At 68.6% G+C, this 25,584-nt stretch carries 23 protein-coding genes and 1 tRNA gene; 16 read left to right on the forward strand and 8 right to left on the reverse strand.

Going from position 1 to position 25,584, the window contains the following annotated elements; translation table 11 throughout:
• Position 1: 1 nt before the first annotated feature.
• From ACP15J_RS00990 to hemW, 3 genes are read left to right on the forward strand one after another with little or no spacing between them, the layout of a single operon-like run.
• The gene (locus ACP15J_RS00990) at positions 2–505 is read left to right on the forward strand and encodes a DUF1990 family protein (protein WP_424935875.1); all 504 of its coding nucleotides are present in this window, start codon (positions 2–4) and stop codon (positions 503–505) included.
• A gap of 10 nt (positions 506–515) precedes the next feature.
• Positions 516–1,169 carry a DUF1990 family protein gene (locus tag ACP15J_RS00995; RefSeq protein ID WP_424935874.1) on the forward strand — a complete coding sequence of 218 codons (654 nt, stop codon included), beginning with the start codon at positions 516–518 and terminating at the stop codon, positions 1,167–1,169.
• The gene (gene hemW / locus ACP15J_RS01000; protein ID WP_424935873.1) at positions 1,169–2,386 is read left to right on the forward strand and encodes a radical SAM family heme chaperone HemW; all 1,218 of its coding nucleotides are present in this window, start codon (positions 1,169–1,171) and stop codon (positions 2,384–2,386) included. Before ACP15J_RS00995 ends, hemW begins: the two co-directional genes overlap by 1 nt.
• 37 nt (positions 2,387–2,423) lie before the next feature.
• Here the strand turns inward: hemW and ACP15J_RS01005 are convergent, their stop codons facing one another.
• Positions 2,424–2,615 carry a hypothetical protein gene (locus tag ACP15J_RS01005; protein ID WP_424935872.1) on the reverse strand — a complete coding sequence of 64 codons (192 nt, stop codon included), beginning with the start codon at positions 2,613–2,615 and terminating at the stop codon, positions 2,424–2,426.
• Between the two features lie 48 nt (positions 2,616–2,663).
• Between ACP15J_RS01005 and hrcA the strand changes: the two genes are divergently transcribed.
• From hrcA to era, 8 genes are all read left to right on the forward strand, one after another.
• Positions 2,664–3,698, forward strand: a complete 1,035-nt coding sequence (gene hrcA, locus ACP15J_RS01010) for a heat-inducible transcriptional repressor HrcA (protein WP_424935871.1) — start codon at positions 2,664–2,666, stop codon at positions 3,696–3,698.
• Positions 3,699–3,747: 49 nt separating this feature from the next.
• Positions 3,748–4,851: a molecular chaperone DnaJ gene (gene dnaJ, locus ACP15J_RS01015; protein WP_424980860.1), complete on the forward strand. Its 1,104-nt coding sequence runs from the start codon at positions 3,748–3,750 to the stop codon at positions 4,849–4,851.
• Between the two features lie 2 nt (positions 4,852–4,853).
• On the forward strand, positions 4,854–5,582 hold the full coding sequence (locus ACP15J_RS01020; RefSeq protein ID WP_424935869.1) for a 16S rRNA (uracil(1498)-N(3))-methyltransferase: 729 nt from the start codon (positions 4,854–4,856) through the stop codon (positions 5,580–5,582).
• 81 nt (positions 5,583–5,663) lie between these two features.
• Positions 5,664–6,011, forward strand: a complete 348-nt coding sequence (locus ACP15J_RS01025; protein WP_424935868.1) for an HIT domain-containing protein — start codon at positions 5,664–5,666, stop codon at positions 6,009–6,011.
• A gap of 40 nt (positions 6,012–6,051) precedes the next feature.
• Positions 6,052–7,101, forward strand: a complete 1,050-nt coding sequence (locus ACP15J_RS01030; RefSeq protein WP_424980861.1) for a PhoH family protein — start codon at positions 6,052–6,054, stop codon at positions 7,099–7,101.
• On the forward strand, positions 7,095–7,562 hold the full coding sequence (gene ybeY / locus ACP15J_RS01035) for an rRNA maturation RNase YbeY (RefSeq protein WP_424936065.1): 468 nt from the start codon (positions 7,095–7,097) through the stop codon (positions 7,560–7,562). Before ACP15J_RS01030 ends, ybeY begins: the two co-directional genes overlap by 7 nt.
• Positions 7,559–8,854: a hemolysin family protein gene (locus ACP15J_RS01040; protein ID WP_424935866.1), complete on the forward strand. Its 1,296-nt coding sequence runs from the start codon at positions 7,559–7,561 to the stop codon at positions 8,852–8,854. Before ybeY ends, ACP15J_RS01040 begins: the two co-directional genes overlap by 4 nt.
• The gene (gene era, locus ACP15J_RS01045; protein WP_424935865.1) at positions 8,851–9,780 is read left to right on the forward strand and encodes a GTPase Era; all 930 of its coding nucleotides are present in this window, start codon (positions 8,851–8,853) and stop codon (positions 9,778–9,780) included. Before ACP15J_RS01040 ends, era begins: the two co-directional genes overlap by 4 nt.
• 39 nt (positions 9,781–9,819) lie before the next feature.
• Here era and ACP15J_RS01050 read toward each other — a convergent pair whose 3' ends face one another.
• Together ACP15J_RS01050 and thrC are read right to left on the reverse strand one after the other, a co-directional pair.
• The gene (locus ACP15J_RS01050) at positions 9,820–11,616 is read right to left on the reverse strand and encodes a DUF2207 family protein (RefSeq protein WP_424935864.1); all 1,797 of its coding nucleotides are present in this window, start codon (positions 11,614–11,616) and stop codon (positions 9,820–9,822) included.
• A 54-nt stretch (positions 11,617–11,670) separates the two neighbouring features.
• On the reverse strand, positions 11,671–13,083 hold the full coding sequence (gene thrC / locus ACP15J_RS01055) for a threonine synthase (RefSeq protein WP_424935863.1): 1,413 nt from the start codon (positions 13,081–13,083) through the stop codon (positions 11,671–11,673).
• A gap of 257 nt (positions 13,084–13,340) precedes the next feature.
• On the opposite strand from thrC, the gene leuA reads away from it, so the two are divergent.
• From leuA to ACP15J_RS01070, 3 genes are all read left to right on the forward strand, one after another.
• Positions 13,341–15,095, forward strand: coding sequence for a 2-isopropylmalate synthase (gene leuA, locus ACP15J_RS01060; protein WP_424935862.1), 1,755 nt, complete (start codon positions 13,341–13,343; stop codon positions 15,093–15,095).
• 91 nt (positions 15,096–15,186) lie between these two features.
• Positions 15,187–15,260 (forward strand) — tRNA-Ile (locus ACP15J_RS01065).
• 515 nt (positions 15,261–15,775) lie between these two features.
• Positions 15,776–16,741 carry an alcohol dehydrogenase catalytic domain-containing protein gene (locus tag ACP15J_RS01070; protein WP_424935861.1) on the forward strand — a complete coding sequence of 322 codons (966 nt, stop codon included), beginning with the start codon at positions 15,776–15,778 and terminating at the stop codon, positions 16,739–16,741.
• Positions 16,742–16,886: 145 nt separating this feature from the next.
• Here ACP15J_RS01070 and ACP15J_RS01075 read toward each other — a convergent pair whose 3' ends face one another.
• From ACP15J_RS01075 to ACP15J_RS01095, 5 genes are all read right to left on the reverse strand, one after another.
• The gene (locus ACP15J_RS01075) at positions 16,887–17,501 is read right to left on the reverse strand and encodes a TetR/AcrR family transcriptional regulator (RefSeq protein WP_424935860.1); all 615 of its coding nucleotides are present in this window, start codon (positions 17,499–17,501) and stop codon (positions 16,887–16,889) included.
• Between the two features lie 55 nt (positions 17,502–17,556).
• Positions 17,557–19,629 carry an MDR family MFS transporter gene (locus tag ACP15J_RS01080; RefSeq protein WP_424935859.1) on the reverse strand — a complete coding sequence of 691 codons (2,073 nt, stop codon included), beginning with the start codon at positions 19,627–19,629 and terminating at the stop codon, positions 17,557–17,559.
• A gap of 255 nt (positions 19,630–19,884) precedes the next feature.
• Positions 19,885–20,538 carry a hypothetical protein gene (locus ACP15J_RS01085; RefSeq protein WP_424935858.1) on the reverse strand — a complete coding sequence of 218 codons (654 nt, stop codon included), beginning with the start codon at positions 20,536–20,538 and terminating at the stop codon, positions 19,885–19,887.
• An 89-nt stretch (positions 20,539–20,627) separates the two neighbouring features.
• Positions 20,628–21,884, reverse strand: coding sequence for an alpha/beta fold hydrolase (locus tag ACP15J_RS01090; protein WP_424935857.1), 1,257 nt, complete (start codon positions 21,882–21,884; stop codon positions 20,628–20,630).
• Positions 21,884–23,884 (reverse strand): DUF262 domain-containing protein, encoded by a 2,001-nt coding sequence (locus ACP15J_RS01095; protein ID WP_424935856.1) that lies wholly within the window; start codon positions 23,882–23,884, stop codon positions 21,884–21,886. The genes ACP15J_RS01090 and ACP15J_RS01095 overlap by 1 nt, the downstream gene beginning before the upstream one ends.
• Before the next feature lie 205 nt (positions 23,885–24,089).
• On the opposite strand from ACP15J_RS01095, the gene ACP15J_RS01100 reads away from it, so the two are divergent.
• Together ACP15J_RS01100 and ACP15J_RS01105 are read left to right on the forward strand one after the other, a co-directional pair.
• A complete protein-coding gene (locus ACP15J_RS01100; RefSeq protein ID WP_424935855.1) occupies positions 24,090–24,863 on the forward strand; it encodes a hypothetical protein in 774 nt (257 codons plus the stop codon).
• A gap of 211 nt (positions 24,864–25,074) precedes the next feature.
• A complete protein-coding gene (locus tag ACP15J_RS01105) occupies positions 25,075–25,578 on the forward strand; it encodes a DUF3145 domain-containing protein (protein ID WP_197220705.1) in 504 nt (167 codons plus the stop codon).
• Positions 25,579–25,584: the final 6 nt, after the last annotated feature.

Consider the following 25,584-nt stretch of genomic DNA (forward strand, 5'->3'; position numbering starts at 1 on the left):
CATGCGCCTCCCGGCGTACGGGCGCGGGACGACGCGGATGCCGATCCTCGATCCGCCTACCGGGATGCGGACGCACGAGGTGTCGACACCCGTCCCGCCGCACCGACGGGCCGCCGTCGCCGAGCTGGTCTCGTCCTGGGAGCTCAAACGGCGGGTCGGCTTCGGGGCACCAGCCGGACAGCCGACGCCGGACGCGGAGGGAATGCTCTCCCTCCGGGTGCTCGGCATCCTGTTCCGTGAGCCGGTGCGCGTGGTCTGGGCGGGTGAGGCGGGCTTCGGGTACGAGACGCGCCGGGGGCATCCGCTCTACGGGGAGGAGTCCTTCGAGCTGACGGAGGACGGCCTGTTCACCGCTCGATCGTTGTCGTGTCCCGCCTCACCGATGTGGCGGCTCCTCGGCCCGTTGCTGAGGGCGATGCAGCGGCGGACGATGGCGGGATACCTGCGCGAGGTGACGGCCGTCTCGGAGGGAAGCTTTGCCGTCTCGTCAAGGAAGGGACAGTAGGGTGGAACGCATGCGTCGCGGGACATTCCGAGAAGGCACGGTGGACTACGCCGCGGTCGGGGCCACTCATGCCCCGGATCTCATGCAGTATCCGCCGGAGCGGAGCATCCCCGCTGAGCAGTCTTGGCGTATCGGCAGCGGTGAGGAGCGTTTTCGCACCGCGAGCGACGCCTTGCTCTCCTGGACCGCGCAGCGCGCGGCCGGTCTCCAGCTCGAGGATCTGCGGCCGGCCTCGGGTCCCGGGTATGCAGGGGTCAGCTTCGACGCGGAGGGAACGCCGATCGCTCCGAGCAAGAGCGCGATCGAGCAGCGTACCGATGGCGAGGGCACTCCCTTCGCCGGCGCGGGGATGACGCTGCGCGTCCGCGGCAGGGTCGCCGGTTTCAACGCGGACGCAGAGCTGCGTGTGATCTCGGTGAGCGAGGAGGCACGTCGGGTCGGCTTCGTGCTGGGAACCGTGGGCGGCTCGGTGGTGAGCGGCGAGGAGTCGTTCGACGTCGACTGGCGCGAGGAGTCGGACGAGGTCTGGTTCACCGTCCGTGCCTTCGACGCGCCCAACACGCTCCTGTACCGGGTGCTGCCGGCTCTGGTCCGTCGCCGGCGCAGGGAGCTCTTCGCCCGTTACCTGCGGGGGATCTCTCCGCTCTACGCGACCCCCGCCTGATGGCCGGGTCCCTTCCGTCGGGGGATCCCGCTCCGCGCGACGGGCGTCTGCCCGAGGACCTGTTCGTCGACATCACCGCGCCGTTCTCGGCCTATCTGCACGTGCCTTTCTGCCGGGTCCGCTGCGGATACTGCGACTTCAACACCTACACCTCCTCGGAGCTGCGCGGGGCGAGCCAGGACGAGTACGCGGACACGCTGCTCTCGGAGATCGCGATCGCCCGCGACGTGCTCGCGGAGCGCGGTGCACTCCGCCCGCTCGACACGGTGTTCTTCGGCGGTGGCACCCCGACTCTGCTGCCCCCAGGCGACTTGGCCCGGATGCTGAAGGGTGCGATCGACGCGTTCGGCATCCGCGAGGGGGCGGAGGTGACGGTGGAGGCGAACCCGGACACCGTGACCCCGTTGGTCGCAGACGAGCTGGCGCGTTCAGGGGTGACGCGCCTCTCCGTCGGGATGCAGTCCGCGGTGCCGTCGGTGCTCGCCGCGCTGGATCGCACGCATCGCCCGGAGAACGTCCGCGGAGCGGTGTCTGCGGCACGTGACGCGGGGCTCGCGGTGAGCGTGGACCTCATCTACGGCGCTCCGGGAGAGAGCCTCGCGGACTGGCAGGAATCGCTCGACGCCGCGGTCGCTCTCGCCCCCGACCATGTGTCGGCGTATGCCCTGATCATCGAGGAGGGGACGAAGCTCGCACGTCAGATCAGGCGCGGTGAGGTCCCCGCCCCCGACGACGACCTGCAGGCCGACATGTACGAGCTCGCCGACGCCGTGCTCGCCGGCGCAGGGTTCGACTGGTACGAGGTGAGCAACTGGGCACGGACGCCTGCTCAGCGTTCACAGCACAACATGGCCTACTGGCGAGGGACGGACTGGTGGGGTTTCGGTCCGGGGGCGCACAGCCACATCGCCGGCCTGCGGTGGTGGAACGTGAAGCATCCGGCGGCATACGCGGCGCGGCTGGGAGCAGGCGACTCCCCGGCAGCAGGCACCGAGCGTCCTGCGCCGTCGGCCCGCGCACTCGAAAGGGTTCTTCTCCGGTCTCGCATGGCGGAAGGGCTTCCGCTCGACGCGCTGCCCGACACAGCCCGTGGCCGTGTCGCCGGACTCATCGCGGACGGTCTCGTCATCGGGACGGAAGCCCTGCGAGGGCGGATCGTCCTGACCCTGCGGGGTCGTCTCCTCGCCGACGCGGTCGTCCGCACCCTCACCGACTGAGTCATCGCCCGATCTCGGATCAGGATCAGGATCAGGATCAGGGCAGCAGCTCGAGGCTCGTCGTCCGGCGTCGCGGGACGGTCGCGGTCTCGTTGCCGAACAGCCGGATCGAGAGGGCGTCGTCGAAACATGGCCAGCCGAGCTCGCCGCTGCGGATGAACCGGGAGAAGGGCGGGCGCGTCCCCGTCGGAGACCGGTAGAATTGGCACTCGACAGGATGGAGTGCCAATCTGTCATCGACAGGAAACGTCGCGGTCCGGCGAGCAGAGGAGGCGAGATGGTCACCGAACGGGGTCTCCAGGTCCTCCGCGCGATCGTCGAGGACTTCGTCGAGACGAACGAGCCGGTCGGGAGCAAGTCCATCGTCGAGCGCCATGCGTTCGGCGTCTCGGCCGCGACCATCCGCAACGACATGGCTCAGCTCGAGGACGAGGAGCTCATCGCGGCTCCGCACACGTCATCGGGACGGGTGCCGACCGACAAGGGCTATCGCGTCTTCGTCGACCATCTCGCGCAGCTCCGCCCGCTCTCGACCGCGCAGCGGAGTGCGATCACCGCGTTCCTGACGGATCCAGCCGATCTCGACGACCTGATGGTGCGCACGGTTCGGGTGCTCACTCGGCTGACGGGCCAGGTCGCGCTGGCCCAGTACCCCTCCTTCGCCCGTGCCCACGTCACGCATGTGGAGCTCGTCGCTCTTGCCCCGAACCGGCTGCTCGCCGTGCTCGTCACCGATGCCGGCGGCGTCTCGCAGCGTCTCATCCCGCTGCCGCTCGACCTCGGCGAGGCCGAGCTCGCCGCGTTGCGTGCGCGAATGACCGTTCTGCTCGTGGGACGGTCGGTGCGCCGAGGGCTCGAGCGAATCGACGAACTGCAGGACGCTCCGGAGGGGACCGCGCTGGCGTTGGCGCAGACATGTGCATGTCGAGCGATCAAGGAGGAGCTGGAGGAGTTCCGTCAGGAACGGCTGGTGATGGCGGGGGCCGCGACCCTCGCCCGTCGTGAGCACGACTTCCGGGGCAGTATCCACCCGCTTCTCGAGGCCATCGAGGAGCAGGTGACGCTCCTGCGTCTGATGAGCGAGATGGTCACGGACGAGCAGGGACTGGCGGCGAGCATCGGTGCGGAGAACGAGGCGTTCGGCATCCCGGAGGCCTCAATCGTGGCGAGCAACTACGTCACCCCCAGCGGGACGGCACGCGTGGGCGTCATGGGGCCGACGCGCATGGACTATCCGAGCAATCTCGCCGCGGCGCGGGCGGTGGCCCGCTACCTGTCGCGGTTGCTCGACGAGGACGAGGCGGGCCGCTGAGCGGTGCGCGGAGGCCGGCGCGGGAGACGCCGGCGAAGGAAAGGTGACTGTGGCGGACCACTACGAAGTCCTGGGCGTCTCGCGCGAGGCGAGCGAGGACGAGATCAAGAAGGCCTACCGTCGACTGGCGCGACAGCTCCATCCCGATGTGAATCCGAGCGAGGAGGCCGCGGAGCGTTTCAAGCTCGTGACCCATGCCTACGATGTCCTGAGCGACCCCGAGTCGCGCCGTCGATACGACATGGGCGGGGACGAGAGCGGCGGCTTCGGGGGCTTCGGCGGTTTCGGCGACATCTTCGAGACGTTCTTCGGAGGCGGGGGCGGACGTTCGGCCCGTCCGCGCTCACGTCGAGAGCGTGGACAGGACGCCCTCGTGCGCATCACGCTCGATCTCGACGACGTCGTCTTCGGGGTGCACCGTGACATCGAGGTGGACACGGCCGTTCTCTGCGAGACCTGCCATGGCTCGTGCTGCCAGGAGGGGACCTCGCCGGTCACCTGTGACATCTGCGGAGGCTCCGGCCATGTCCAGCAGCAGGTGCGGAGCCTTCTGGGCACCGTGGTCACCACGCAGCCGTGCGGATCCTGCGAGGGCTACGGCACGACGATCCCGTACCCGTGCGCGACCTGCGGTGGCCAAGGACGGGTCCGTTCGCGGCGGACGGTGGGGCTGGACATCCCGGCGGGAGTCGAGACCGGTCTCCGCCTGCAGCTCCCCGGCTCCGGCGAGGTCGGCCGAGCCGGTGGTCCGAACGGCGACCTCTACGTCGAGGTGACCGTCGCCCCGCATCCGTCCTTCAGCCGTGACGGCGACGACCTGCTGGCCACGCTCGAGGTCGCCATGACCGATGCCGTCCTCGGCACCTCCGCTCAGATCGACGCGCTCGACGGCGCGGTCGACCTGGAGATCCGTCCCGGCGTGCAGTCCGGAGACGTGCTGACCATCAAGGGCCGTGGTATCACCCCGCTGCGCGGCAGTCAGCGCGGCGACCTTCGCGTGGGGGTCCAGGTGGTCACTCCGACACGGATCGACGGCAAGCAGCGCGCTCTCATCGAGGACTTCGCGAAGCGAGCCAAGGCGCCCGCGCCCAAGCTCGCCGAGTTCCACCAGGGGCTCTTCTCCAAGCTGCGCGACCGGTTCCGGAACGGCTGATCGTGGCGCTGCACTTCCTCACGGCGGACGCGGCCGGGGCAGAGCCGGGGGACGTCGTCACCTTGGGCGGTGCCGAAGCGAGGCACGCCGCGGTCGTGCGGCGGGTACGGGCGGGAGAGCGGGTGACTCTCGGCGACGGAGGTGGAGTCTGGCTCGGCGGCGTCGTGGAGACGACGGGGCCGGGGAGCGTGGCTGTCCGTGTCGAGACCCGTGAGCTGCGCCCGGCGCCGACATCGAGGGTCATTCTCGTCCAGGCGCTCGCGAAGGGCGACAGGGACGAGCGGGCGGTGCAGGCGGCGTGCGAGCTCGGCGTGGACGAGATCGTTCCCTGGCAGGCCGCACGCAGCGTCTCCCGGTGGGACGGGACGAAGGCGGCGAAGGGTCGCGAGCGCTGGGCGACGATCGTCCGGGAGGCGGCGAAGCAGGCGCATCGCGCCTGGGTGCCAGAGGTCTCGGCCGTCGAGACCACGGCGGACATCGCCAGTCGTGCGGCATCGCAGCGGGTCCTCGTCCTCGATCCCGCCGCGACGACACGTGTGAGCACGCTGCAGGACGACGGGCGCGACGTCGTGCTCGTCGTCGGGCCGGAGGGCGGCATCGCGACCGAGGAGCTTGAGCGGCTCTCGGCCGCAGGCGCCGAGCGCATGCTGCTCGGTGAGACCGTCCTGCGCACCTCGACGGCGGGTCCCGCTGCCCTTGCCGCCCTCAACGTGCTCCGGGGCCGCTGGTGACGTGCGCGCCGGCGAGCGGGGCCAGGCGCTGACGGCGTTCTCCGCCCTGTCGGAATCGGCGCGATCGCTAGGATGGAACGCATGTCAGATCCTTCGATCTTCACGCGCATCCTCACCGGGGACATCCCCGGTGAGGTCCTGCTCGACACGGACCGGGTGTTCGCCATCCGGGACATCGCCCCGCAGGCGCCGCTGCACGCGCTCGTGATCCCGAAGACCGAGGACTACAAGGACGTGACCGAGCTCGCCGCGGGCGACCCGTCCCTGCTCGCCGAGATCGTCGCAGCCGCGAAGCGGATCGCGGTCGAGCACGCCAACGGGGAGTATCGTCTGATCTTCAACAACGGCGCCAGCGTCGCACAATCCGTCTTCCACGTGCACGCTCACGTGCTCGGCAACATCGAGGAGAACAAGCTCGTTGGCTTCTGACAGGGAGAACGACAGGGGCGGTGCGCCCGTCATCGAACGCATGCACGCCGACGGCGTGGCCATGGTGCAGTTGCTCGGCCCGCAGGATCGTCTGCTCCGCGTGCTGGAGAGGGAGCACCCTGCGGTCGAGGTGCTCGTGCGAGGCAACGAGATCACCCTGCGCGGGGACGCCGGTCCGGTGGCCGCCGCGAAGGCTCTTGTCGAGGAGCTGCTGGCGATGACCAAGGCCGGCCACGACCTCCTGCCCGGCGACGTCTCCAGCTCTGCCCGCCTCCTCCGGCGCGATGACGGACCGCGCCCGAGCGAGGTGCTCGGTGAAGCGATCCTCTCCTCCCGAGGACGCGTGATCAGGCCCAAGACGCTCGGGCAGAAGGAGTATGTCGACGCGATCGAGGAGAACACCATCGTGTTCGGCATCGGTCCCGCCGGCACGGGAAAGACCTACCTCGCGATGGCGAAGGCGGTCCAGGCGCTCCAGCGCAAGGACGTGGAGCGGATCATCCTCACCCGCCCGGCCGTCGAGGCAGGGGAGCGCCTCGGCTTCCTCCCCGGCACGCTCACCGACAAGATCGACCCGTATCTGCGTCCGCTCTACGACGCGCTGAACGAGATGATGGATCCGGAGATCGTGCCGCGCCTCATGGCGACGGGCACGATCGAGGTCGCGCCTCTCGCCTACATGCGCGGACGCACTCTAAACGACTCCTTCGTGGTGCTCGACGAGGCGCAGAACACCACGCCGGAGCAGATGAAGATGTTCCTGACGCGGCTCGGCTTCGGCACGAAGATGGTCGTCACCGGCGACATCACACAGGTCGATCTCCCCCAGGGGGCCTCCGGGCTGCGTCTGGTGACCCGTGTGCTCCAGGGCATCGACGACATCCACTTCTCCCGTCTGACCAGCGATGACGTCGTGCGCCACACACTCGTCGGGCGGATCGTGGATGCCTACAGCGAATATGACGAACAGCGCACGGCGGCGCGCGTCGAGCGTGAGCAGGCGGCGGAGTTCGCCAACCGCGCCGAACGCCGTGCCGGGCTCCGTTCCGGACCGCGCGACCGCCAGCAGCCGAAACGAGGACGATCGTGATCGAGATCAACAACGAGTCGGCGATCGACGTCGACGAGACCGTCCTGCTGCGGCTGACCGAGCACAACCTGGCGCAGCTCAACGTGAGCCCGGACGCCGACGTCGCGATCGTCCTCGTGGACGAGGGAGCGATGGAGGCCCTCCACGTGCAGTGGATGGACGAGCCGGGACCGACCGACGTGTTGAGCTTCCCTATGGACGAACTGCGCCCGGGGACGATCGACCGTCCGACGCCCCCCGGGCTGCTCGGCGACATCGTGCTCTGCCCCCAGGTGGCCGAGACCCAGGCGGTCGCGGCCATGCACACCCTGATGGACGAGCTGATCCTGCTCACGACCCACGGGCTGCTGCACCTCCTCGGCTTCGACCACGCGGAGCCGGATGAGGAGAGGGAGATGTTCGGTCTTCAACGTGAGCTGATCGCGAGCTTCGCGGACCTCGAGCGCCGCAGAGATCGATGACCGGGACCGCGTTTCTGCTCCTGGGCGGGGCGGTCCTCCTGGTCGCCTTCGGGGGTCTCATGGCTGCGATCGACGCCGCCTTCTCGGTGACCTCGCGCGCGGGCATCGCCGAGATGGGCGCGACGGGACGCAACGCTGTGGCGCTGCGCCGCATCGCCGACGACCCCGACCCGCACGCGAACGCGGTCGCGTTCATCCGCGTCCTCGCCGAGACCGCGGCAGCGGTGCTCGTGACCGTCGCGTTCGTGCTCCTCATCGATGAGATCTGGTGGGCGATGCTGGCTGCGGCCGTGCTGATGACGGGCATCACGTTCGTCCTCGTCGGCGCGAGCCCCCGCTCTTTCGGGCGCCTGCACGCGGATGGCATCCTGCGGACCTGCGCTCCGCTCATCCGCGGACTCCGGCTCATCCTGGGCCCCCTCGCCCAAGGCCTGGTCGTGCTCGGCTCTCGGGTGACGCCGGGGACGGGGCGGAGCTCCTTCGCCTCGGAGGAGCAGCTGCTGAGCATGGTCGACGAGGCGGCCTCGAACGACCTCATCGAGGCGGACGATCGGGACCTCATCCACTCGGTCTTCGACTTCACCGACCAGTTCGTCCGCGCGGTGATGGTCCCGCGGACCGACATGGTGACGGTCGACGCGGAGGCCACGGCCGGCGAGGCGATGACTCTCTTCCTCGATCGTGGCGTGTCGCGGGTGCCGGTCGTCGACGACGACGCCGACGACGTGGTGGGCGTGCTGTATCTGAAGGATCTCGCGCAGTTCGCCTTCCGGGAGGAGAACGCGTGGCGCGCGGTCCCGGCGCGGACGATCGCGCGACCGGCCGTCTTCGTGCCGGAGTCCATGCGCGCGGAGACGCTGCTCCAGCAGATGAAACGCGACGCGGTGCACGTGTGCATGGTCGTGGACGAGCATGGCGGGATCTCCGGGCTCGTGACGATGGAGGACCTGATCGAGGAGCTCGTGGGCGAGATCTCGGACGAGTACGACCAGCAGATCGCCGAGGTCGCCGAGATCGCTCCTGGCCGGTTCCGGGTGAGCGCTCGGCTCGGACTCGAGGACGTGGGCGACCTGTTCGGCATCGAGCTGGAGGACGACGAGGTCGACTCCATCGGCGGACTCCTCGGCAAGGAGCTCGGACGTATCCCGCAGCCGGGCTCCGCCGTGAACGTGCGAGGACTGATGCTCATCGGCGGGGCCTCCCGGGGCCGGGGGCGAGGAATCGCGACGGTCCTCGTGGAGCGCGCCGAGCCGCCGGCGGGCGAGGACGAGGGACAGGAGCGAGACGGATGAGCAAAGCGTCACAGGAGGAGCCGACCATCGGGAGCCAGCCGGGGCGCAGCGGCTTCGTCACTTTCGTGGGGCGCCCGAACGTGGGCAAGTCCACGCTCACGAACGCGCTCGTGGGTGAGAAGATCGCGATCACGAGTGAGAAGCCGCAGACGACGCGGCGTGCGATCCGTGGGATCGTGAACCGCCCGGACGGACAGCTCGTCATCGTGGACACCCCCGGCATCCATCGTCCGCGGACGCTGTTGGGCGAGCGGCTGAACGACCTCGTCGAACAGGTTCTGGGCGATGTGGACGTGATCGGCTTCTGCGTGCCGGCGACAGAGAAGGTCGGCCCCGGCGATCGGCGTATCGCCGCCTCGCTCGACGGCTACCCACGCGCAAAGAAGATCGCGATCGTCACGAAGGTCGACGCCGCGGACCGCGACCAGATCACCGAGCGGCTCATGGAGGTCGATGCGCTCCGCGAGGACTGGGCGGCGGTGATCCCGTTGTCGGCCCTCACACGTGTACAGCTCGACGTCCTCTCCGACGAGGTGCTCGCGCTCATGCCGGAGGGGCCGAGGCTGTACGACGCTGACGTCGTCACCGACGAGTCGACCGAGGATCGCATTTCGGAGATCATCCGCGAGGCGGCGCTCGAGGGCGTTCGCGACGAGCTCCCGCACTCCATCGCCGTCGTGGTCGACGACATCGCGCCGAGGGAGGGATCCGACCTCGTCGACGTCCACGCGAGCATCGTGGTCGAGAGGGACAGCCAGAAGGCGATCATCATCGGACGAAAGGGGGCACGACTCCGCGACGTCGGCGCACGTTCCCGGCTCGGCGTCGAGGAGCTTCTCGGGACCCGCGTCTTCCTGGGTCTGCACGTTCGCGTGGCGAAGGAATGGCAGCGGGACCCGAAGCAGCTGGGCCGCCTGGGGTTCTGAGCCGTCCTGGGTGATCCGGTTCCCGGGCCCCGTCGTTGGTCAGCGTCCTCCCGAGAACCCGCCGCCTCCGCCGCCACCGGAGAAGCCGCCGCCGAAGGAACCGCTGGAGCTCGATGAGGAGGCTGCCGTCGGCGTGGGTGTGAGGGTCTCACCCATCCGAGCCAGTGACGAGCTGACCGCGCCATATGCGTACCCGCCGTACCACGTCGGCTCCTGGCGTTCACGCTCGTACGCGACCGAGAGCGCCTGGGCCCATTCCCGCTCGAGCCCGAACAGCATCGCGTAGGGGAGCAGGCGCTCGTAGACGACGATCACGTCGGCACCGTCGTACCGACGTCGCTCCGCCCCGGAGTAGGACTGGAGCATCCGGATGCGATCCGCCTCGGCCAGCCGGATGTACTCGCGCACTCCCTGGAGGTATTCGTACGACTCCGCGCCCTTCGGCGTGAGGACGCGCTGCTTCTGGAGCAGCACGAGCGCGAGGACCAGGAGGGCCGCTGTCAGGAGGGCCGAGACGACGAATGCCGCGATCGCCGCCCTCCGGCCGACGACCATCCCCGGAACGCTGAGCCCGACGCTGAGGAGCCCGACCAGGACGCCGAGCATGCCGAAGACCGGAGACATCGGTGATCGTCGGCGGATCATGAGCCCTCGTCCCTCTGCCGCAGCGCGGGAGGCCGGGGTGAGTACGGTGAGCCGCCCGACGACGTCGTTGTCGGGGACGGCCAGAGGGAGCTGGTCGCCCGGCACACGGCGGGGGAAGAGCGCGGCGATCGTGGCGGAGTCGAGAGGGTCCGGAGCGACGGCGGGGTCGACCAGGGTGAGCGCGGGCTTGCCGGCCTGATCCTCGATCCGGAGTGCGCCCCGGACGCCGAGATGGACGATCTCCGATTGCAGCTGCCTGCCTTCGAGGCCCAGCACCGGGGCGGCGAGAAGCGGCGGAAGGTCATCCGGTACGTCGTACTGGGCGACGACGATCCCCTTCCCCTGGGCGCGATGACGCCGACGGAGCCTCGCCCGCGCGCCGAAGCCGCCGCCCAGGGCGAGGACGACGCCTCCTCCGGCGATTCCGTAGGGCACCACGTCCGTCATCGCGTCGGGCTGCTTCGCCGGCGAGGGGAGCACCGTGCCCTGCGCGAACGCGAACGCGACCGTCATTCCCTCGCCCGGGAGGAGGTTCGTCGCGGAGACCGAGAAGGCGCCGGGGTCGGCGGCGGTCGGCGCGATGTCGCAACGTCCCTTGGCCCCGGCGAACCCCTGATAGCACCGGTGGTCGCCGGTCAGTCGCTCCACGAGCGCGCCTTCGAAGCGGATCCGGCCCGTGAACGACTCGATGGGCTGGGTGCTGTCGAGCGGGAGGAGGTCCCAGTAGAACTCGTCCACATCCGCATCGTCAGGCTGGTGGAAGACGTCGCGCATCGTGTACTCGATGACATAGGTCGTGAGACCGTGCCGGTAGCTGTCGTCGCCGAGGGAGAGCATCAGGACGTCGTTCTCGGAGTCGGTCTCGTAGGGCACCTCACGTCCGTCGCCGTCGCGGATCGAGAGGACGGTAGGGGAGATGGGCGCTCCGTCGTATCGCTCGGCGAGGCCACGGACGATCCCGCGGTTCTGATCGGTCTCAGGAAACCGCGCGACCAGGGTCTCGGTGACGTGCATCGCCGCCCGCCCCGCGGCGTCGAGCCGCACGACGTAGTCGGCGTCCCACGAGGCGTACGAGAAGTCGTCGACGCCGGCCGCTGCGGACGGCGCGACGAGGAGGGACGCGGACACCAGGAGAGGCCCGAGTGCGACGGAGAGGGCGGCGGCGAACGTGGGGCGGAGTCGGGCCGTCATGTCAGTCAGGCTAACGTGCGGTGCGGCGTGCCTCCGCTCCGTGCGGCCTGCGGGTCAGTGCAGCGCATGCTCCCGGATGAAGGCGCGAAGCGCGCCCTCGTCGTCGGCGATCTCGGTGACGTGCGGGGGAGCGGCGAGCATGGCCGCGACCTCGTCGTCGAGGGGGAGGTCGATCCCGATGGCCTCTCGGATGGTCTCGGCGAACTTCTGCGGCTTCGCGGTCTCGAGCACGAGCATGGGGATGCCGGGCTCGACGTGGGCGCGCGCGACGGTGACACCGTCCGCCGTGTGCGGATCGATCACCTCTCCGGTCGCGTCGTAGACGGCCCGGATCGTCGCGAGACGGTCGGCGTGAGTGCTGGTGCCGCTCACGATCCCGAACTCGGCGGCGAAGCGTGGCTGTTCTGCGGAGAAGTCGACGCTGCCCCGGTCGTCGATCTGCGTCCAGGCCTCGACGACGCGCGCGGGATCCCGATCGACCAGGTCGTACAGGAACCGCTCCAGGTTGGAGGCCTTCGAGATGTCCATCGACGGGCTGGAGGTCGCGAGCGTCTGCGCGGCGGCCCGCGGACGGTAGACCCCGGTGCGGAAGAACTCGTCGAGGACGTTGTTCTCGTTGGCGGCCAGCACGAGCCGACGGACCGGCAGTCCCATCCCTCGGGCATAGTAGCCGGAGAGGATGTTGCCGAAGTTCCCGGACGGGACGGTGAATGAGACTTCTGTCGGTGTCGCTGCGCCGCTGTCGGTCGCCCGAAGCCACGCCCAGAAGTAGTACACGATCTGCGCGGTGATGCGCGCGAGGTTGATGGAGTTGACCGCGCCGAGGTGCTGGGAGCGCTTGAAGTCGAGATCGCCGGCCAGGCGTTTCACGAGGTTCTGGCAGTCGTCGAAGACGCCGTCGACGGAGAGGTTGTGCACGTTGTCATCGGCGATCGAGTACATCTGCGCACGCTGGAAGGGGCTCATCCGCCCCTGAGGTGAGAGCATGAAGACCGAGACGCGCTCCTTGCCACGCAAGGCGTGCTCGGCCGCAGAGCCGGTGTCGCCGGAGGTCGCTCCGAGGACGTTGAGCACGCCGCCCCGACGCTCGAGTGCATACTCCAGCGCCTCCCCGAGGAACTGCATCGCTATGTCCTTGAAGGCCAGAGTCGGCCCCTCGGAGAGCCCGACGAGGGTGATCCCGCCATCGATCGGCCGGAGCGGGACCGACGTGGGGAAGGTGGCCGGGGAGTAGGCGCTCTGACACAGACGGGCGAGATCGTCGCGGGGGATGTCGGTGGCGAACAGGCCGAGGACCTCGGCGGCGAGGGCCGGATAGTCGAGGTCTCGCCAGGACTCCAGCGTCGTCGCGTCGACCTGCGGGAGCTCGGTGGGGACGGTGAGGCCGCCGTCCGCCGCGAGGCCCTCCAGGAGGGTCTCCGTGTAGGTCATCGGCTCCCCGCCGCCGCGGGTGGAGATGTAGATCACGCCTGGCTCCTCGGTCGAAACGCTGCCCGCACGCGCGAACGGCGTGCTGCAACGATTCTTGCAGGCGTGGCAGCACTCGTGGACCATGTGGCCGGTGCGACGTCGTGCTCGGAGAGGGGCGGGTGCTATCATGGCGGCATGCGCGCGGGCGTTCTGCTTCTTCTTCGCCGCCGCGGCGAGTCCCGGATCTAGGGCCTACCTCGTCGCGGTGTTCGCGTTGGCCCGAATCCGCGAATGACGAGAAGAGAACGCCCATCATGAAGAACACTCAGCGCCCCTCGGGCATGCCGATCCGCAAGTATCGTCCGTTCCACGAGCAGATCCGTGTCGATCTGCCCGACCGCACCTGGCCGGATGCCGTCATCACCGAGGCGCCGCGATGGTGCGCCGTCGATCTCCGCGACGGCAACCAGGCTCTCATCGACCCGATGTCCCCCGAGCGCAAGCGCGTCATGTTCGAGCTCCTCGTGCGCATGGGATACAAAGAGATCGAGGTCGGCTTCCCCTCGGCGAGCCAGACCGACTTCGACTTCGTCCGGCAGCTGATCGACGACGGCCTGATCCCGGACGACGTGACCATCCAGGTGCTGACTCAAGCCCGCGAGCACCTCATCGCCCGTACCTACGAGGCGATCGCGGGGGCGAAGCAGGCGATCGTCCACCTCTACAACTCCACGAGCGTCCTTCAGCGAGAGGTCGTCTTCCGCACGGACAGGCAGGGGATCATCGACATCGCCCTCGCCGGCGCGCGTCTCTGCCGAGAGCACGAGAAGCGCATCCCCGAGACGACGGTGTACTACGAGTACTCGCCGGAGAGCTACACGGGAACCGAGCTGGAGTTCGCCGCAGACATCTGCAACCAGGTGCTGGAGGTCTTCGAGCCCACGCCCGAACGCAAGGTGATCGTCAACCTGCCCGCGACGGTCGAGATGGCGACGCCGAACGTCTACGCCGACTCGATCGAGTGGATGAGCCGTCATCTGAACCATCGCGAGAACATCATCCTGTCGCTGCACCCGCACAACGACCGCGGCACGGCGATCGCCGCGGCGGAGCTCGGCTACATGGCCGGTGCCGATCGGATCGAGGGATGCCTGTTCGGCAACGGCGAGCGCACCGGAAACGTGGACCTCGTCGCGTTGGGCGTCAACATGTTCACGCAGGGGATCGACCCGCAGATCGACTTCGGCGACATCGATCAGGTCAAGCGGACCGTCGAGTACTGCAACCAGCTGCCTGTGCCGGAGCGCAGCCCGTGGGCCGGTGACCTCGTGTTCACCGCGTTCAGCGGATCGCATCAGGACGCGATCAAGAAGGGTTTCGAGGCGATGGAGACCCGTGCCGCCGCGCAGGGCGTCACGGTCGACGAGATCGAATGGGCGGTTCCCTATCTCCCGATCGATCCCAAGGACCTCGGCCGCTCGTATGAGGCGGTGATTCGGGTGAACTCCCAGTCCGGCAAGGGCGGCGTGGCCTATCTGCTCAAGACGGACCACGCGATCGACCTGCCGCGCAAGCTCCAGATCGAGTTCTCCGGGGTCGTCCAGGCGAAGACTGACGCCGACGGCGGTGAGGTGACCAGCGAGCAGATCTGGTCGATCTTCCAGGACGAGTACCTGCCGGCCATCGACGCGGCGGAGAGATGGGGCCGCTTCGAGCTGCTCGCCACCGAGACCCGCAGCGACATGTCCGGTGCGGTCGAGCTGGATGTCGTGCTCCGCGACGACGAGCAGCGGGTCATGACGTCGGCGCACGGAAACGGTCCCGTCGCGGCGTTCGTCGAAGTGCTGCGGGCGCAGGGATTCGACATCACGGTCTATGACTACGTCGAGCATGCTCTCAGCGCCGGGGGAGACGCTCAGGCGGCCGCCTACGTCGAACTTCAGATCGGTGACCAGCGGCTGTGGGGTGTCGGCATCGACGGGGACATCTCGACCGCGTCGCTCAAGGCGATCGTCTCGGGCGTGAACCGATCGATCCGCGCGCGTGATCGTGAGCTCGCTTCCGTCTGAGCACAGAGGAACCCTGCGCGGAAAGGCTCTCAGGCGCAGGATCGCGGTCGTGCGTGCGGGCCGTGGTCCTGCGCCGGTAGGCTGAAGGATGGGGGCGGTGGCCAAGCTGGTCAAGGCAGTGGGCTCATAACCCAACGATCGCGGGTTCGAGTCCCGCCCGCCCCACTCTCGACGGCGGATGCAACCGCGTCCGCGTCCCGGCAGCTTCGTCGCACCGGTCCGCTGCGGCATCCAGGTCGCGGCGGGTCGTGGGGGTGGGATCCGCCCAGCGATCGAGCGGACTGCCGCGTCCAAACGGCTCGGCGGCTGTCGATGCGTTGGCTCGCGCCGTCGGACTCGGCGGTGAGGCGGCGCTGAAGGGGACGGCGGTCGTCGGCTCTCGAACAGCGTGGGCGGCGGCGATGTCGGAGAGCTCTTCCCTGTTGCCGAACTGGGCATAGAGGGATCGCTTGCTCACGCAGGCGCGCGTCGGGATGCGGAGCTTGGGCGCGGTTGCATCACGCATGGCATCGGCAAGGTAACCATCTAGTTATTGACGAAATATGCATCGACGACTACGGTAAACGAACCGGATAGTTATCTACCGTGGCCGGCATGCCGGTCCACGAGACAGGAGATGCGCCATGAAGGCGATCGTCATGACGGGACCGGGGCAGCCGTGGCAGGTTCAGGAAGTCCCGATGCCCGCTGCCGAGCCAGGCCAGGTGCTGGTCAAGGTCCACGCGTCGGGGATGTGTTACACCGACGTGTGGGCGACGCAGGGTGCGGGCGGCGATATCTACCCGCAGACGCCAGGCCACGAGGTCGTGGGGGAGATCGTCGAGGTCGGCGCCGGTGTGCACGGCCGTGAGGTGGGCGACCGGGTCGGGGCGACCTGGGTCCAGCAGGGCTGCGGGCGGTGCGACTACTGCCGGAAGCGGCTTCCGCTGACGGGGCAGACGGCCATGAACTGCGCGGCTCCGCGCCTGACGGGCTTCTCTTCGCAGGGCGGCCACGCGGAGTACATCGCGATCGCGGCGGAGGGTACGGTGCTGCTGCCCGACGGGCTCGACTACGTCGACGCGGCGCCGATGATGTGCGCTGGCTACACCACGTGGAGCGGACTACGGGATGCTTCTCTTCGACCGGGGGAGCGGATCGCCGTTCTCGGGATCGGAGGGCTCGGGCATGTGGCCATTCAGCTGGCCAAGGCGTCGGGCTTCGAGACGATCGCGATCACGCACTCGTCCGATAAGCACGACCTGGCCAAGCAGCTGGGCGCGGACCACGTCGTCGCCAACGGTCAGGAGCTGGCCGAGCTCGGCGGGGCGGACGTCCTGCTGGTTACCACCAATGCTTTCGAGACCGCGGAGGAAGCGATGACGGGTCTGCGGCCGAGCGGGCGTGTGGTCCTCAGCGGGCTTGACTTCACTCGTCCGTTCTCGATCTCGTCGGAGGGCGTGCCGTTCCACATGATGCGCCAGCAGGTCATCGGATCCACCCACGGCGGCCAGCACTACCTCAGCGAGGTCATCGACATGGCCGGCGAGGGCAAGGTCAAGCCGATCACCGAGACCTTCACCCTCGACCAGGCCACCGAGGCGTACGACCGGCTCTCCAGCGGCAAGATGCGCTTCCGCGGAGTCTTCACGCCGCACGGCGCCTGACCAACGATCACTGCCCCGGGCCGGCTCGCACGACCGGTCCGGGGCCTGTGCCGCCGCGAGGTCTTGTGTGGACGACTGATGCGCACGTGCGGCAGTTCGCGGGACATGGCGTGGCGTTCGGCGGAGACGCAGGGTGGGGACACGCTCACCCGTCGGTCGGGCGCATGGAGACCTGCCTCGACGCGACGAGACGGTCCACCGCGTCGAGCAGGCGCTCGGCTCCGGTGCTGTCACCTTCGGCGTGATCGTGGACGAGCACGCTCATGGCGGCCATGGTCAGAGCGACGGCCGCCTCCGCATCGACCGGGTCGGTCCGCTCCTCGGCGAGGGCGACGTACTGGCCGCGGACGGCGCCCATCCACTGCGCGAACGCCGGGAGCAGTTCCGGGCGGCGAAGGAGGAGCTCCTTCATCCGACGTTTCTCGCTGCCGTAGTCCATCGAGGACCCGATGAGCTCGCAGAGAGCGGGGACGAGCGGTCCTTCGGCGGCATGGAAGATCGCCGAGCCCTCCTCGGAGACCACCGACTCCGGCAGGTCGAGAGCTGCGGCCGCCTTGGACGGGAAATAGTTGAAGAAGGTCCGGGAGGAGATGTCGGCTGCCTCGCAGATCTGCTCCACCGTCACACCGTCGAGCCCATGCTCCTCGACCAGATGCAGCGCCGCCTCGTGAATCGCGCGACGGGTGAGCTGCTTCTTCCGTTCGCGTCGTCCTCCCGCTCGTGCGGCGGCGCGTCCGTCCGCGGGATCGCTCCTCGTCATATCTCTATCCTGCCTGCCTGCCGGAGCGGGGTGGTGGTCCCGCCCCGGCGGTGCCTCACGCTTGCTGGACCCGGATGGTGCCGGTCTCGGTGACGCCGGCGGTGTCGGCCTGCTCCTGGAGCGCGGAGCGCTGGCGCAGCGGCGGCACACGGAAGAACCAGCTGAGCACGAACGCGAGCAGGATCACACCGAAACCGATCCAGTAGATGGTCGCGGCCGACGAGGTGAAGCCCGTCATGAACGGCTTCGACAGGCGCGGATCCGCCCCGGTCAGGAAGGACGTGTCGCTCGTCGTGTCGCTCGAGACGCTCGAGGCGTTCGAATCCCCCTCCTCGACCTGCTTCGTGAGCTCCGGTGCGAGTTGACCGACCCAGTAGGTGCGCTGTTCCTTGTCGGACCAGTCGACCTTCACCTCGCCGTCGACCACGGAGGCGTGCGCCTTGTCAGCGACGGTCTGCAGAGCGGTGTTCTCGGCTGCGGGGGTCGCGGCGGCGACCTGCTGGTCGATCACGCTCTGCGCGGCAGCCGGGGGCAGCGCGCCGGCGGAGACCTGTGCCTGCACGGCCGCGGTGATCCTCTCGGCCACGGCCTGTTCGGCCGCGCTCTTCGCCGCTGCCGCTCCGTCGTCGAGCTGGGTCTGGATGGTGCTCTGGATCGGACCGACCACGGGGGTCCACAGCTGCTTCATGATCGCGGCGTTCGCCGGCGCCTCGGCGACGGCGGGATCGAGGGCAGCGTCCAGCGCCGACGTCAGCGTGGACTTGTCGGCCATGCTGTGCACGATGTTCGTCGGGAGCACGCTGAAGAGCACCGAGAGCATGATCGCGGTGCCGAGGGTGCCGCCGATCTGCCGGAAGAAGGTCGCGGCGCTCGAAGCCACACCCATCTCGGTCGGAGCGACGGAGTTCTGGCTCGCGAGCACGAGCGTCTGCATGAGCTGGCCGAGGCCCAGGCCGACCACGAACATGCCGATCATCATGAACCAGAGCGGCTTGTCCGGCGTCATGAACGTCAGGATCAGGAAGCCGATGGCGGTGAAGAGCGTCCCCGTCACCGGGAAGATGCGGTAGTGACCTGTCCTGGCGGTGATCTGTCCGGAGCTCATCGCCGCGATCATGAGGCCGATCACCATCGGGATCGACGCGAGGCCGGACTCTGTCGGGTTCAGGCCGACCACGATCTGCAGATACAGCGGGATCGTCATCATGGCGCCGAACATCCCGAAGCCGACCAGGACGCCGATGACGGTCGCCATCGAGAAGGTGCCGGAGCGGAAGAGCTTGATCGGGATGATCGCGTCGTCCTTCATCGCGTTCTCGATGAGGACGAACGCGACGGCGCCGAGGGCGCCGATCACGTAGCAGGCGATCGCGGCCGGTGAGGCCCAGCCCCAGACGCGGCCCTGCTCGGCCACGAGGAGGAGGGGCACGAGGGCGACGATGACTGCCGTGGCGCCCCACCAGTCGATCCGCGGGCTGGCGTGGGTCCCCACCTTCGGCAGGTGCAGGAAGACGATCACCATGCCGAGGGCGATGAGACCGACGGGGACGTTGACGAGGAACACCCAGCGCCAGCCGTCGATCCACAGGATCTGGGTGGCGCCGGCGAACAGGCCGCCGACGAGCGGGCCGATCACCGTCGAGACGCCGAAGACGGCGAAGAAGTATCCCTGGTACTTGGCGCGCTCGCGCGGAGCCAGGATGTCTCCCATGATGGCAAGGGGAAGGGACATCAGCGCGCCGGCACCGATACCCTGGAAGGCGCGGAAGCCGGCGAGCATCAGCATCGAGGTCGAGAAGGTCGACAGGAGCGAGCCGAGGATGAACACGCTGATGCCGAAGATGAACAGCGGACGCCGCCCGAAGATGTCGGACAGCTTGCCGTAGATCGGGACCGTGATGGTCGATGTGATCAGGTAGGCGGTCGTGACCCAGGCCTGCTGGTCCAGGCCGTGCAGGTCGTCGCCGATCGTGCGGATCGCGGTGCCGACGATGGTCTGGTCGAGCGAGGAGAGGAACATGCCGGCCATGAGGCCGTAGATGACGAAGAGGATCTGCCGGTGCGTCATGATCGGCGAGGATCCTCCTGCGACCGATGCGGTCGCAGGAGCAGCGGTGGCGCTGGACATTCGGGTCCTTCGAGTGGGCGAGGCGGGATGAGACAACGCGAACGCCCGTCGCCGTGGGGCGCTCGGGCGCCCTCATTGGCGGCAACTGTTTTGCAGCTCTGCAAGATTACATCTAAGCAATGTTGCGTGACTGCACTTTCTGAGGAAGTCGCTGAGACCTTGCCGGGAGCGTAGCCGGGCCTCGGCGGCCGAGCGAAGCGGGTCACGAGATCTGTCTCGCAGCCCCACGGATAGTGACGGCCCTCACCGGGGGCGCTAGCCGCCGAAGATCGTGGTGAGGAGCGCCCATCCGCCGTAGCCGGCGAGTCCGGCTGTGGCCGTGCCGGCGACGATGATGCCGGTCACGAGGGCGGTCCGCTGCGACCTGCGGGGTCTGTGGGGTCGACGGCGCAGACGGTGCTCCTCGCGGCGGAGGATGAGCGCGGCACTCTCGGAGGAGGTCTGCGCGGTGCGGGAGCTCTCCAGAGACGCGGGGGAGAGGGGGGATCCGGTCCACTTCTCGACGCTCCAGGCGGTGGCGCGTGCCGCCTGGGTGCGGAGGGCGTCGCTCCAGCCGACGGGGCGCTCTGCCGACGGCGGCCGTGTCGCGGTGTCGAGCCGCTGCACGGTCTGCCGGACGGCGTCGATGTCGCGCAGGCCGGCGTTCGCGATCGCCGCGGCCAGCGCGCGGATCCGGCGGCGCGCACTGCGGCGGAAGCCGGAGTCCGTGGCGGCGGACTGCAGCCGGTGCATCGTGATCCGTGCCTCGACGAGCGTGCGGTGCGCGTCCTCCAGATAGCGGGCGGCGCGAGAGCGTCCGTTCGCGGCGAGGAACTGCGCCTCCTCGCCGAGCCGGTCGACGGCGTCAGCGAAGGCGATGAACGTCCGCTCCTGCTCCTCCTCGGGCAGGCTCAGCGATGTTCCGCTCATTCCTCATCCCTTGCGGTGTCAGTGGACCGACGGTGCCGGTCGAGCCGTCCCGCCAGCTTACGATCCGTCCCTGAAACGTGAGCGAGAGGTCAGCGCATCCGGCGATCGTGCGCGAGATCGATCAGCCGTTCGAGCACAGGGCCCGAACGCAGTCCGTTGTGCTCATGCGCGCTGGTCACCCAGAGGCGGAGGTCCGGCACCAGTCGTGCGGTCTCGAGCGAGAACTCGAGCGGGACGTACACGTCTGTGGCATAGACGGCGGCGGCGCCGCGCGCACCGGAGGCGGCGATGGCGTCCGGGTCGTAGAGCCGAGGCCACGGGAACTCCGCCAGCTCCAGGGCCACCTCTCGCCATGCGCCGAACGCGGGCACGGTCTCGGTCCATTCGCGACGGATGTGCTCGCCCGTGAACAGCGTCGGATCTTCGGCGAAGTCTGTGGGCTCGACACGTTCGGCCGACCAGCGGGTGGCGTGGCCGTTGGCGTAGCTGGACTCGTGGAGGACGTAATACAGCGGGTTGCGGCCGCCGAAGGGCATCGCGTGCGCGAGGTCGTGGCGGAAGGCGTTGGAGGACGGCTCCTGCTCGAGCAGGGACCAGATCGTCTGCCAGCCGTCATTCGTTCCCAACGCCGAGCCCACGGAGCGCAGGCGCGAGGGTGAGACGATCTCACCGTCCGGCAGGACGATGCTCCCCGCCCTTGCGAGATCGGTGAGGCGATGCATCCGATCCCGGTGCGTGGGAAAGCGACGGTAGTACCTCTCCGAGGCGTCGCGCATCTTCTCGTAGCAGAGGGCGTAGACCTCGTCGGGAGAGCGTTCGACGGTGCTCAGCCCACCGGTGATGAAGACGCGGTCCACGGCGCCGGGGAACGCGGTGAGATAGGCCAGCGTGGTAAAGCCCCCGAACGACTGCCCGAGCAGGTTCCACGCGTCGACGTCGAGATGCTCGCGCAGCGCCTCGGCATCACGGACGATCGCGTCCGCCCGCAGATGCGTGAGGCGCTCGGCCGTGGCCGCGGCGCCGCGTTCCAGGTCGTCGTCGCCGATCGGCGTGGATCGTCCGGTGCCTCGCTGGTCGAGCAGGACCACGCGGTAGTGCGCGAGCGCGGCATCGAGCCACGACGGTCCGGTGGGCGAATGGAAGGGGCGAGGCGCCTCATGTCCCGGGCCGCCCTGCAGGAAGACGAGGTGAGGGAGACGTTCACCGCCCGCGCGGGAGACGACGGCGGCGAACACGTCGATCGTCCGGCTGTCGGCGGGGTCGGACCAGACCAGGGGCACCGTGAGCACGTGCTCCTCGATCGTGAGATCCTGCATCTTCCGAGTGCGGGTGGTCGCCGTCGTCATCACATCACGTTCCCGATGTAGGAGTACTTCACGAAGACCTCGGCGGCGAGCCCTGACTCCTCCAAGAGCCCCTGGACTGCGCCCATCATGTACTTGGAGTCCCAGCCCATGTAGAGGAAATGCTCGGCGTCGAGCTCGTCCCACTGCCCGTTCCACGCCTTCTCGCCGTAGATGGGCCCGCCATGCCGTGCGCTGTAGGACAGGACCGCGTCTCGCGTGTCGGTCCACCCGCGGCGGAAGACCCGGTTGAAGAGGTACCTGACGTCGTACACCTCCCAGTGCTCGCCGCGGTACTCGACATACTCGAACTCCCTGTCCCACCCCTGCGGCCATCCTCGACGCCGGACGGCGTCGAGGATCGGGGTGAGGCCGTCGTCGTCGATCCCCACGACCGGCGGACGTCTCCAGATCGAGACGAAGGCATCGGTGAGCCGCGCTGTGCGCTCGGCGATGGCGGCGGTGCCCCAGGACTCCGCGGCGGCGAGCCGCCGCGTCTCCGCGATCCGGCTGTGGCCGTATGCATCGCGCTTGTCGGGGAACGAGGCACCGAAGACCCGCTCGGCCAGGGGCTGTTCCAGCAGCGTCAGATTGCCCAGCGTCGGAGCGAGCGCGCGGTGGCTATTCTGCTCGTCCTCGCCGTATTCGCTCCACGAGCGCACACCGTCACCGGACCACGCATCGTGCGGCACGAGCGGGACGATGTGCTCCACGTCGTGGGCGGCGGGATCCCCGACGCTCTCGATCCGGCCGAGCACGTACGCGGCGTGCGGGAGCTCCCCGTACTTGAGCGCCACGCGCACACGCTCGTCAGAGGGTGTGATCCGGGCGATCGCGCGCACCAGGCTCTCCTGGCCTTCTGCGCGAGCTCGGCAGAGACGGGCGATCAGGCGGTCGGTCGACACGCCGACGACCGACCGCCGCAGGAGCAGTGACTGGATATCCTCGAGAGTCGAGACGAGGGCGTCCTTGTCGATGCGCCCCTGGGCGTAGTCGCGGTAGGCGCTCAAGACCAGCGGATAGGTCGTCCGCCCGAAGGCGTTCACGAAATCGAGCTGGCGACGGATCTCCGGGTCGCGTTCCTGGCTCGGATCGAGCAGCAGGCGGTAGATGTCGGAGAACTCACGCCAGACCTGGGCCTGGGCGCGGAGGTCGTCGAGACCGAGGTGGGGGAAGCCCTGCCGGAACGCGCTGTAGACGCCGTGCTCGCCGGCCACCGCGACCTCGCGTCCGGTCTTCATGATCAGGTAGTGACGCCAGAAGGCGCCGATCATCTCGCCGGTGTTCCGCTCGATCGGCAGCCAGTAGGTCTCCTCGACCTCGAGCTGCTCGGGGTGGGACAGTCCCATGAGCACGTAGTTGTGGATGAGCTCATGATCGCGCAGCGGCTCCCCGGTGGAGTTGAGGCTCTCGAAGATCTGCTGGGCGTTGGCCGCGGCGCCGAGTGTGATCGACACGTGCTCCAACCTCTTGAGCCCGCGCCAGATGAGGGGGGCCTCTTCGGGCTGGATCTGGCTTCGGAAGAAGGCGTAGTTGTCGTCGAAGCGCGATTCACGGTCGTCGTCGCCACGGCGGTCGAGCACGACAGACTCAAACAGATGTGCCCAGGCGTGATGGGGGCGGAGCTTGGTACGGGATGCGTCCTCCTGCCGGACCAGGACCCGCTCCAGCTCTGCGGCCAGCGCCGGGTCCGTCTCCCTGATCGAGTGATGCAGCGCGGCGACGAGCAGCATCAACGTCGTGATCCGCTGCTGGCCGTCGATGAGCACGAGATCGGCGCCGGCCTCGACGGCGTCCTGCGCGGAGAGGATCGAACCGATGAAGTGGCGGTGACCGTCGTCCTCCGCCGCGACCGCACGCACGTCGGTCAGCAGCTGCTCGCAGCCGCCGATGTCCCAGCGATACTGTCGTTGATACACAGGGACGACGATCATGGTCCCCGGGGCGGAGAGCCACTCGATCGTGTTGACGGCGGTCGCCTCGACGTTTGTGGCCGTGCCCATGCTGCTCAGTCGCCTCCGAACCGTTCGATCCTGCGTCGTCGGGCCGGAGCCGCGGCGCCGGAACGGCGCTCGTGACGACGGCTCCAGTGTACGGGGATATTCACGGCGGGCCTCTCCGCAGGCCGCGGGGAGGCGGCTGTTAGGCTGGCCTAAGAAGGGCCTGTAAAAACGTGCTGGCCCCTGTTGAAAGGACATGATTCAGATCATGGGATACATCAAGTCCGCCGCCCTCGAGGACAAGGGTTTCGTCGTCCTCGACAGCTACGCCGAAGAGATCGACCCCAAGGAATGGCTCGACATCGAGTATGTCGACTGGAAGTCCTCCGGAGACACCCGCTTCGCGCCGCTTGCGAGCGCGTTCGGCGACATCGAGTGCAACGGATTCTGGAACCACAAGCCGCCGCGGACCGACAAGGACGGAGTCTGGATCGACTCCCAGACGGCGATCGCCCCGACTCTTACGCGTCGGGCGCAGGAGCCCGGTGCGAACGTCGGCCGCTGCCGGATCATCGAGCTGCAGCCGAACAGCTACGGCGACTGCCTCTACAACCTCCACCAGGATGACAACAACCGTCTGAACCCCGACGGCACCGGCTGGGTCGTCCGGGGCTTCTTCAACCTGACCGATGACAAGGACAGCTACTTCGTCCTCCGCGAGAACCGCACCGACCCGAGCATCGAGTATCGCATCGCGTTGCCCGCCGGTGCGCAGCTGATCGTGGACACGCAGCGCCTGTGGCATGCGGCCACCCACAACGGCACCGAGCCGCGTTATTGCCTGATCACGTCGTGGACCTCCGGTCCGGAGCTCGATGCCTACATCGAGAAGTACCACGGCACCCAGGACGTGCCGAACTACGAGGTCTCCCAGGACGTCCTGGACGCCGGCTATGCGGAGCAGGCGCGTCGCGACGCCGCTCGTGCGGCGTACTACGCGGCCAAGGGGCAGCAGGAGAAGATCGCGATGAGCGAGGCCTGAGCCTCTCGTCAGGGGGCCTCGGTGCTTCGGCATCGAGGCCCCCTTCTGCACCGGTGAACCACCGTGGCGCGAGGCGACCACGGTATGACCGCGGGAGTTACATGCTTGTGATTTCGCCGTCGATCGGTGAGAATAGGCGCATAACCGCATATCCGCCATGCTTCGCGGGTCAGGTCGTTGGGGAAGACGAACCTGATGAAACGGAGACAACATGGCGACTGCACACGCACGCGGAGTGGTCTATGTCCACTCCGCGCCTCGCGCGCTCTGCCCCCACCTGGAGTGGGCCGTGGGTCGCGCTATTGGGCGAGCCGTCAGCTTCGAATGGGCGGAGCAGCCCGTTCTTGACGGTGCCCGTCGAGCGGAGTTCTACTGGGACGGTCCGGTCGGCACCGGAGCCGCGCTCGCGACCGCGATCCGCGGATGGGAGCATCTCCGCTTCGAGGTGACCGAGGACCCGACTCCGCGGAGTGACGGGGGCCGTTGGCTGCACACCCCGAGCCTCGGCATCCACTACGCGCAGACAGACAGCGCGGGCAACATCGTTATCGGCGAGGACCGGATCCGCTACGCGATGGAGATCGCGGCAGGGAACGCCGCAGAGCTGCAGCGTGAGCTCGACGTCGCCCTCGGCGCGGCCTGGGACGAGGAGCTGGAGCCCTTCCGCCACGCGAGTGACGACGCGCGGGTCGTCTGGTTGCACAAGGTCGGCTGAGCAGGA

It is taken from the genome of Microbacterium sp. S308A+ (assembly GCF_049800815.1).
GTDB lineage: Bacteria > Actinomycetota > Actinomycetes > Actinomycetales > Microbacteriaceae > Microbacterium.

Coding starts and splice junctions, on each gene's coding strand:
- ACP15J_RS01050 (WP_424935864.1), bottom strand. CDS start 11,616: ATGACGGCCCGACTCCGCCCCACGTTCGCCGCCGCCCTCTCCGTCGCA.
- ACP15J_RS00990 (WP_424935875.1), top strand. CDS start 2: ATGCGCCTCCCGGCGTACGGGCGCGGGACGACGCGGATGCCGATCCTC.
- ACP15J_RS01085 (WP_424935858.1), bottom strand. CDS start 20,538: ATGAGCGGAACATCGCTGAGCCTGCCCGAGGAGGAGCAGGAGCGGACG.
- ACP15J_RS01100 (WP_424935855.1), top strand. CDS start 24,090: ATGGGATACATCAAGTCCGCCGCCCTCGAGGACAAGGGTTTCGTCGTC.
- ACP15J_RS01070 (WP_424935861.1), top strand. CDS start 15,776: ATGCCCGCTGCCGAGCCAGGCCAGGTGCTGGTCAAGGTCCACGCGTCG.
- ACP15J_RS01090 (WP_424935857.1), bottom strand. CDS start 21,884: ATGACGACGGCGACCACCCGCACTCGGAAGATGCAGGATCTCACGATC.
- ACP15J_RS01080 (WP_424935859.1), bottom strand. CDS start 19,629: ATGTCCAGCGCCACCGCTGCTCCTGCGACCGCATCGGTCGCAGGAGGA.
- ACP15J_RS01075 (WP_424935860.1), bottom strand. CDS start 17,501: ATGACGAGGAGCGATCCCGCGGACGGACGCGCCGCCGCACGAGCGGGA.
- ACP15J_RS01040 (WP_424935866.1), top strand. CDS start 7,559: ATGACCGGGACCGCGTTTCTGCTCCTGGGCGGGGCGGTCCTCCTGGTC.
- hemW (WP_424935873.1), top strand. CDS start 1,169: ATGGCCGGGTCCCTTCCGTCGGGGGATCCCGCTCCGCGCGACGGGCGT.
- leuA (WP_424935862.1), top strand. CDS start 13,341: ATGAAGAACACTCAGCGCCCCTCGGGCATGCCGATCCGCAAGTATCGT.
- ACP15J_RS01095 (WP_424935856.1), bottom strand. CDS start 23,884: ATGGGCACGGCCACAAACGTCGAGGCGACCGCCGTCAACACGATCGAG.
- ACP15J_RS01105 (WP_197220705.1), top strand. CDS start 25,075: ATGGCGACTGCACACGCACGCGGAGTGGTCTATGTCCACTCCGCGCCT.
- ACP15J_RS01025 (WP_424935868.1), top strand. CDS start 5,664: ATGTCAGATCCTTCGATCTTCACGCGCATCCTCACCGGGGACATCCCC.
- era (WP_424935865.1), top strand. CDS start 8,851: ATGAGCAAAGCGTCACAGGAGGAGCCGACCATCGGGAGCCAGCCGGGG.
- ACP15J_RS01030 (WP_424980861.1), top strand. CDS start 6,052: ATGCACGCCGACGGCGTGGCCATGGTGCAGTTGCTCGGCCCGCAGGAT.
- ACP15J_RS00995 (WP_424935874.1), top strand. CDS start 516: ATGCGTCGCGGGACATTCCGAGAAGGCACGGTGGACTACGCCGCGGTC.
- hrcA (WP_424935871.1), top strand. CDS start 2,664: ATGGTCACCGAACGGGGTCTCCAGGTCCTCCGCGCGATCGTCGAGGAC.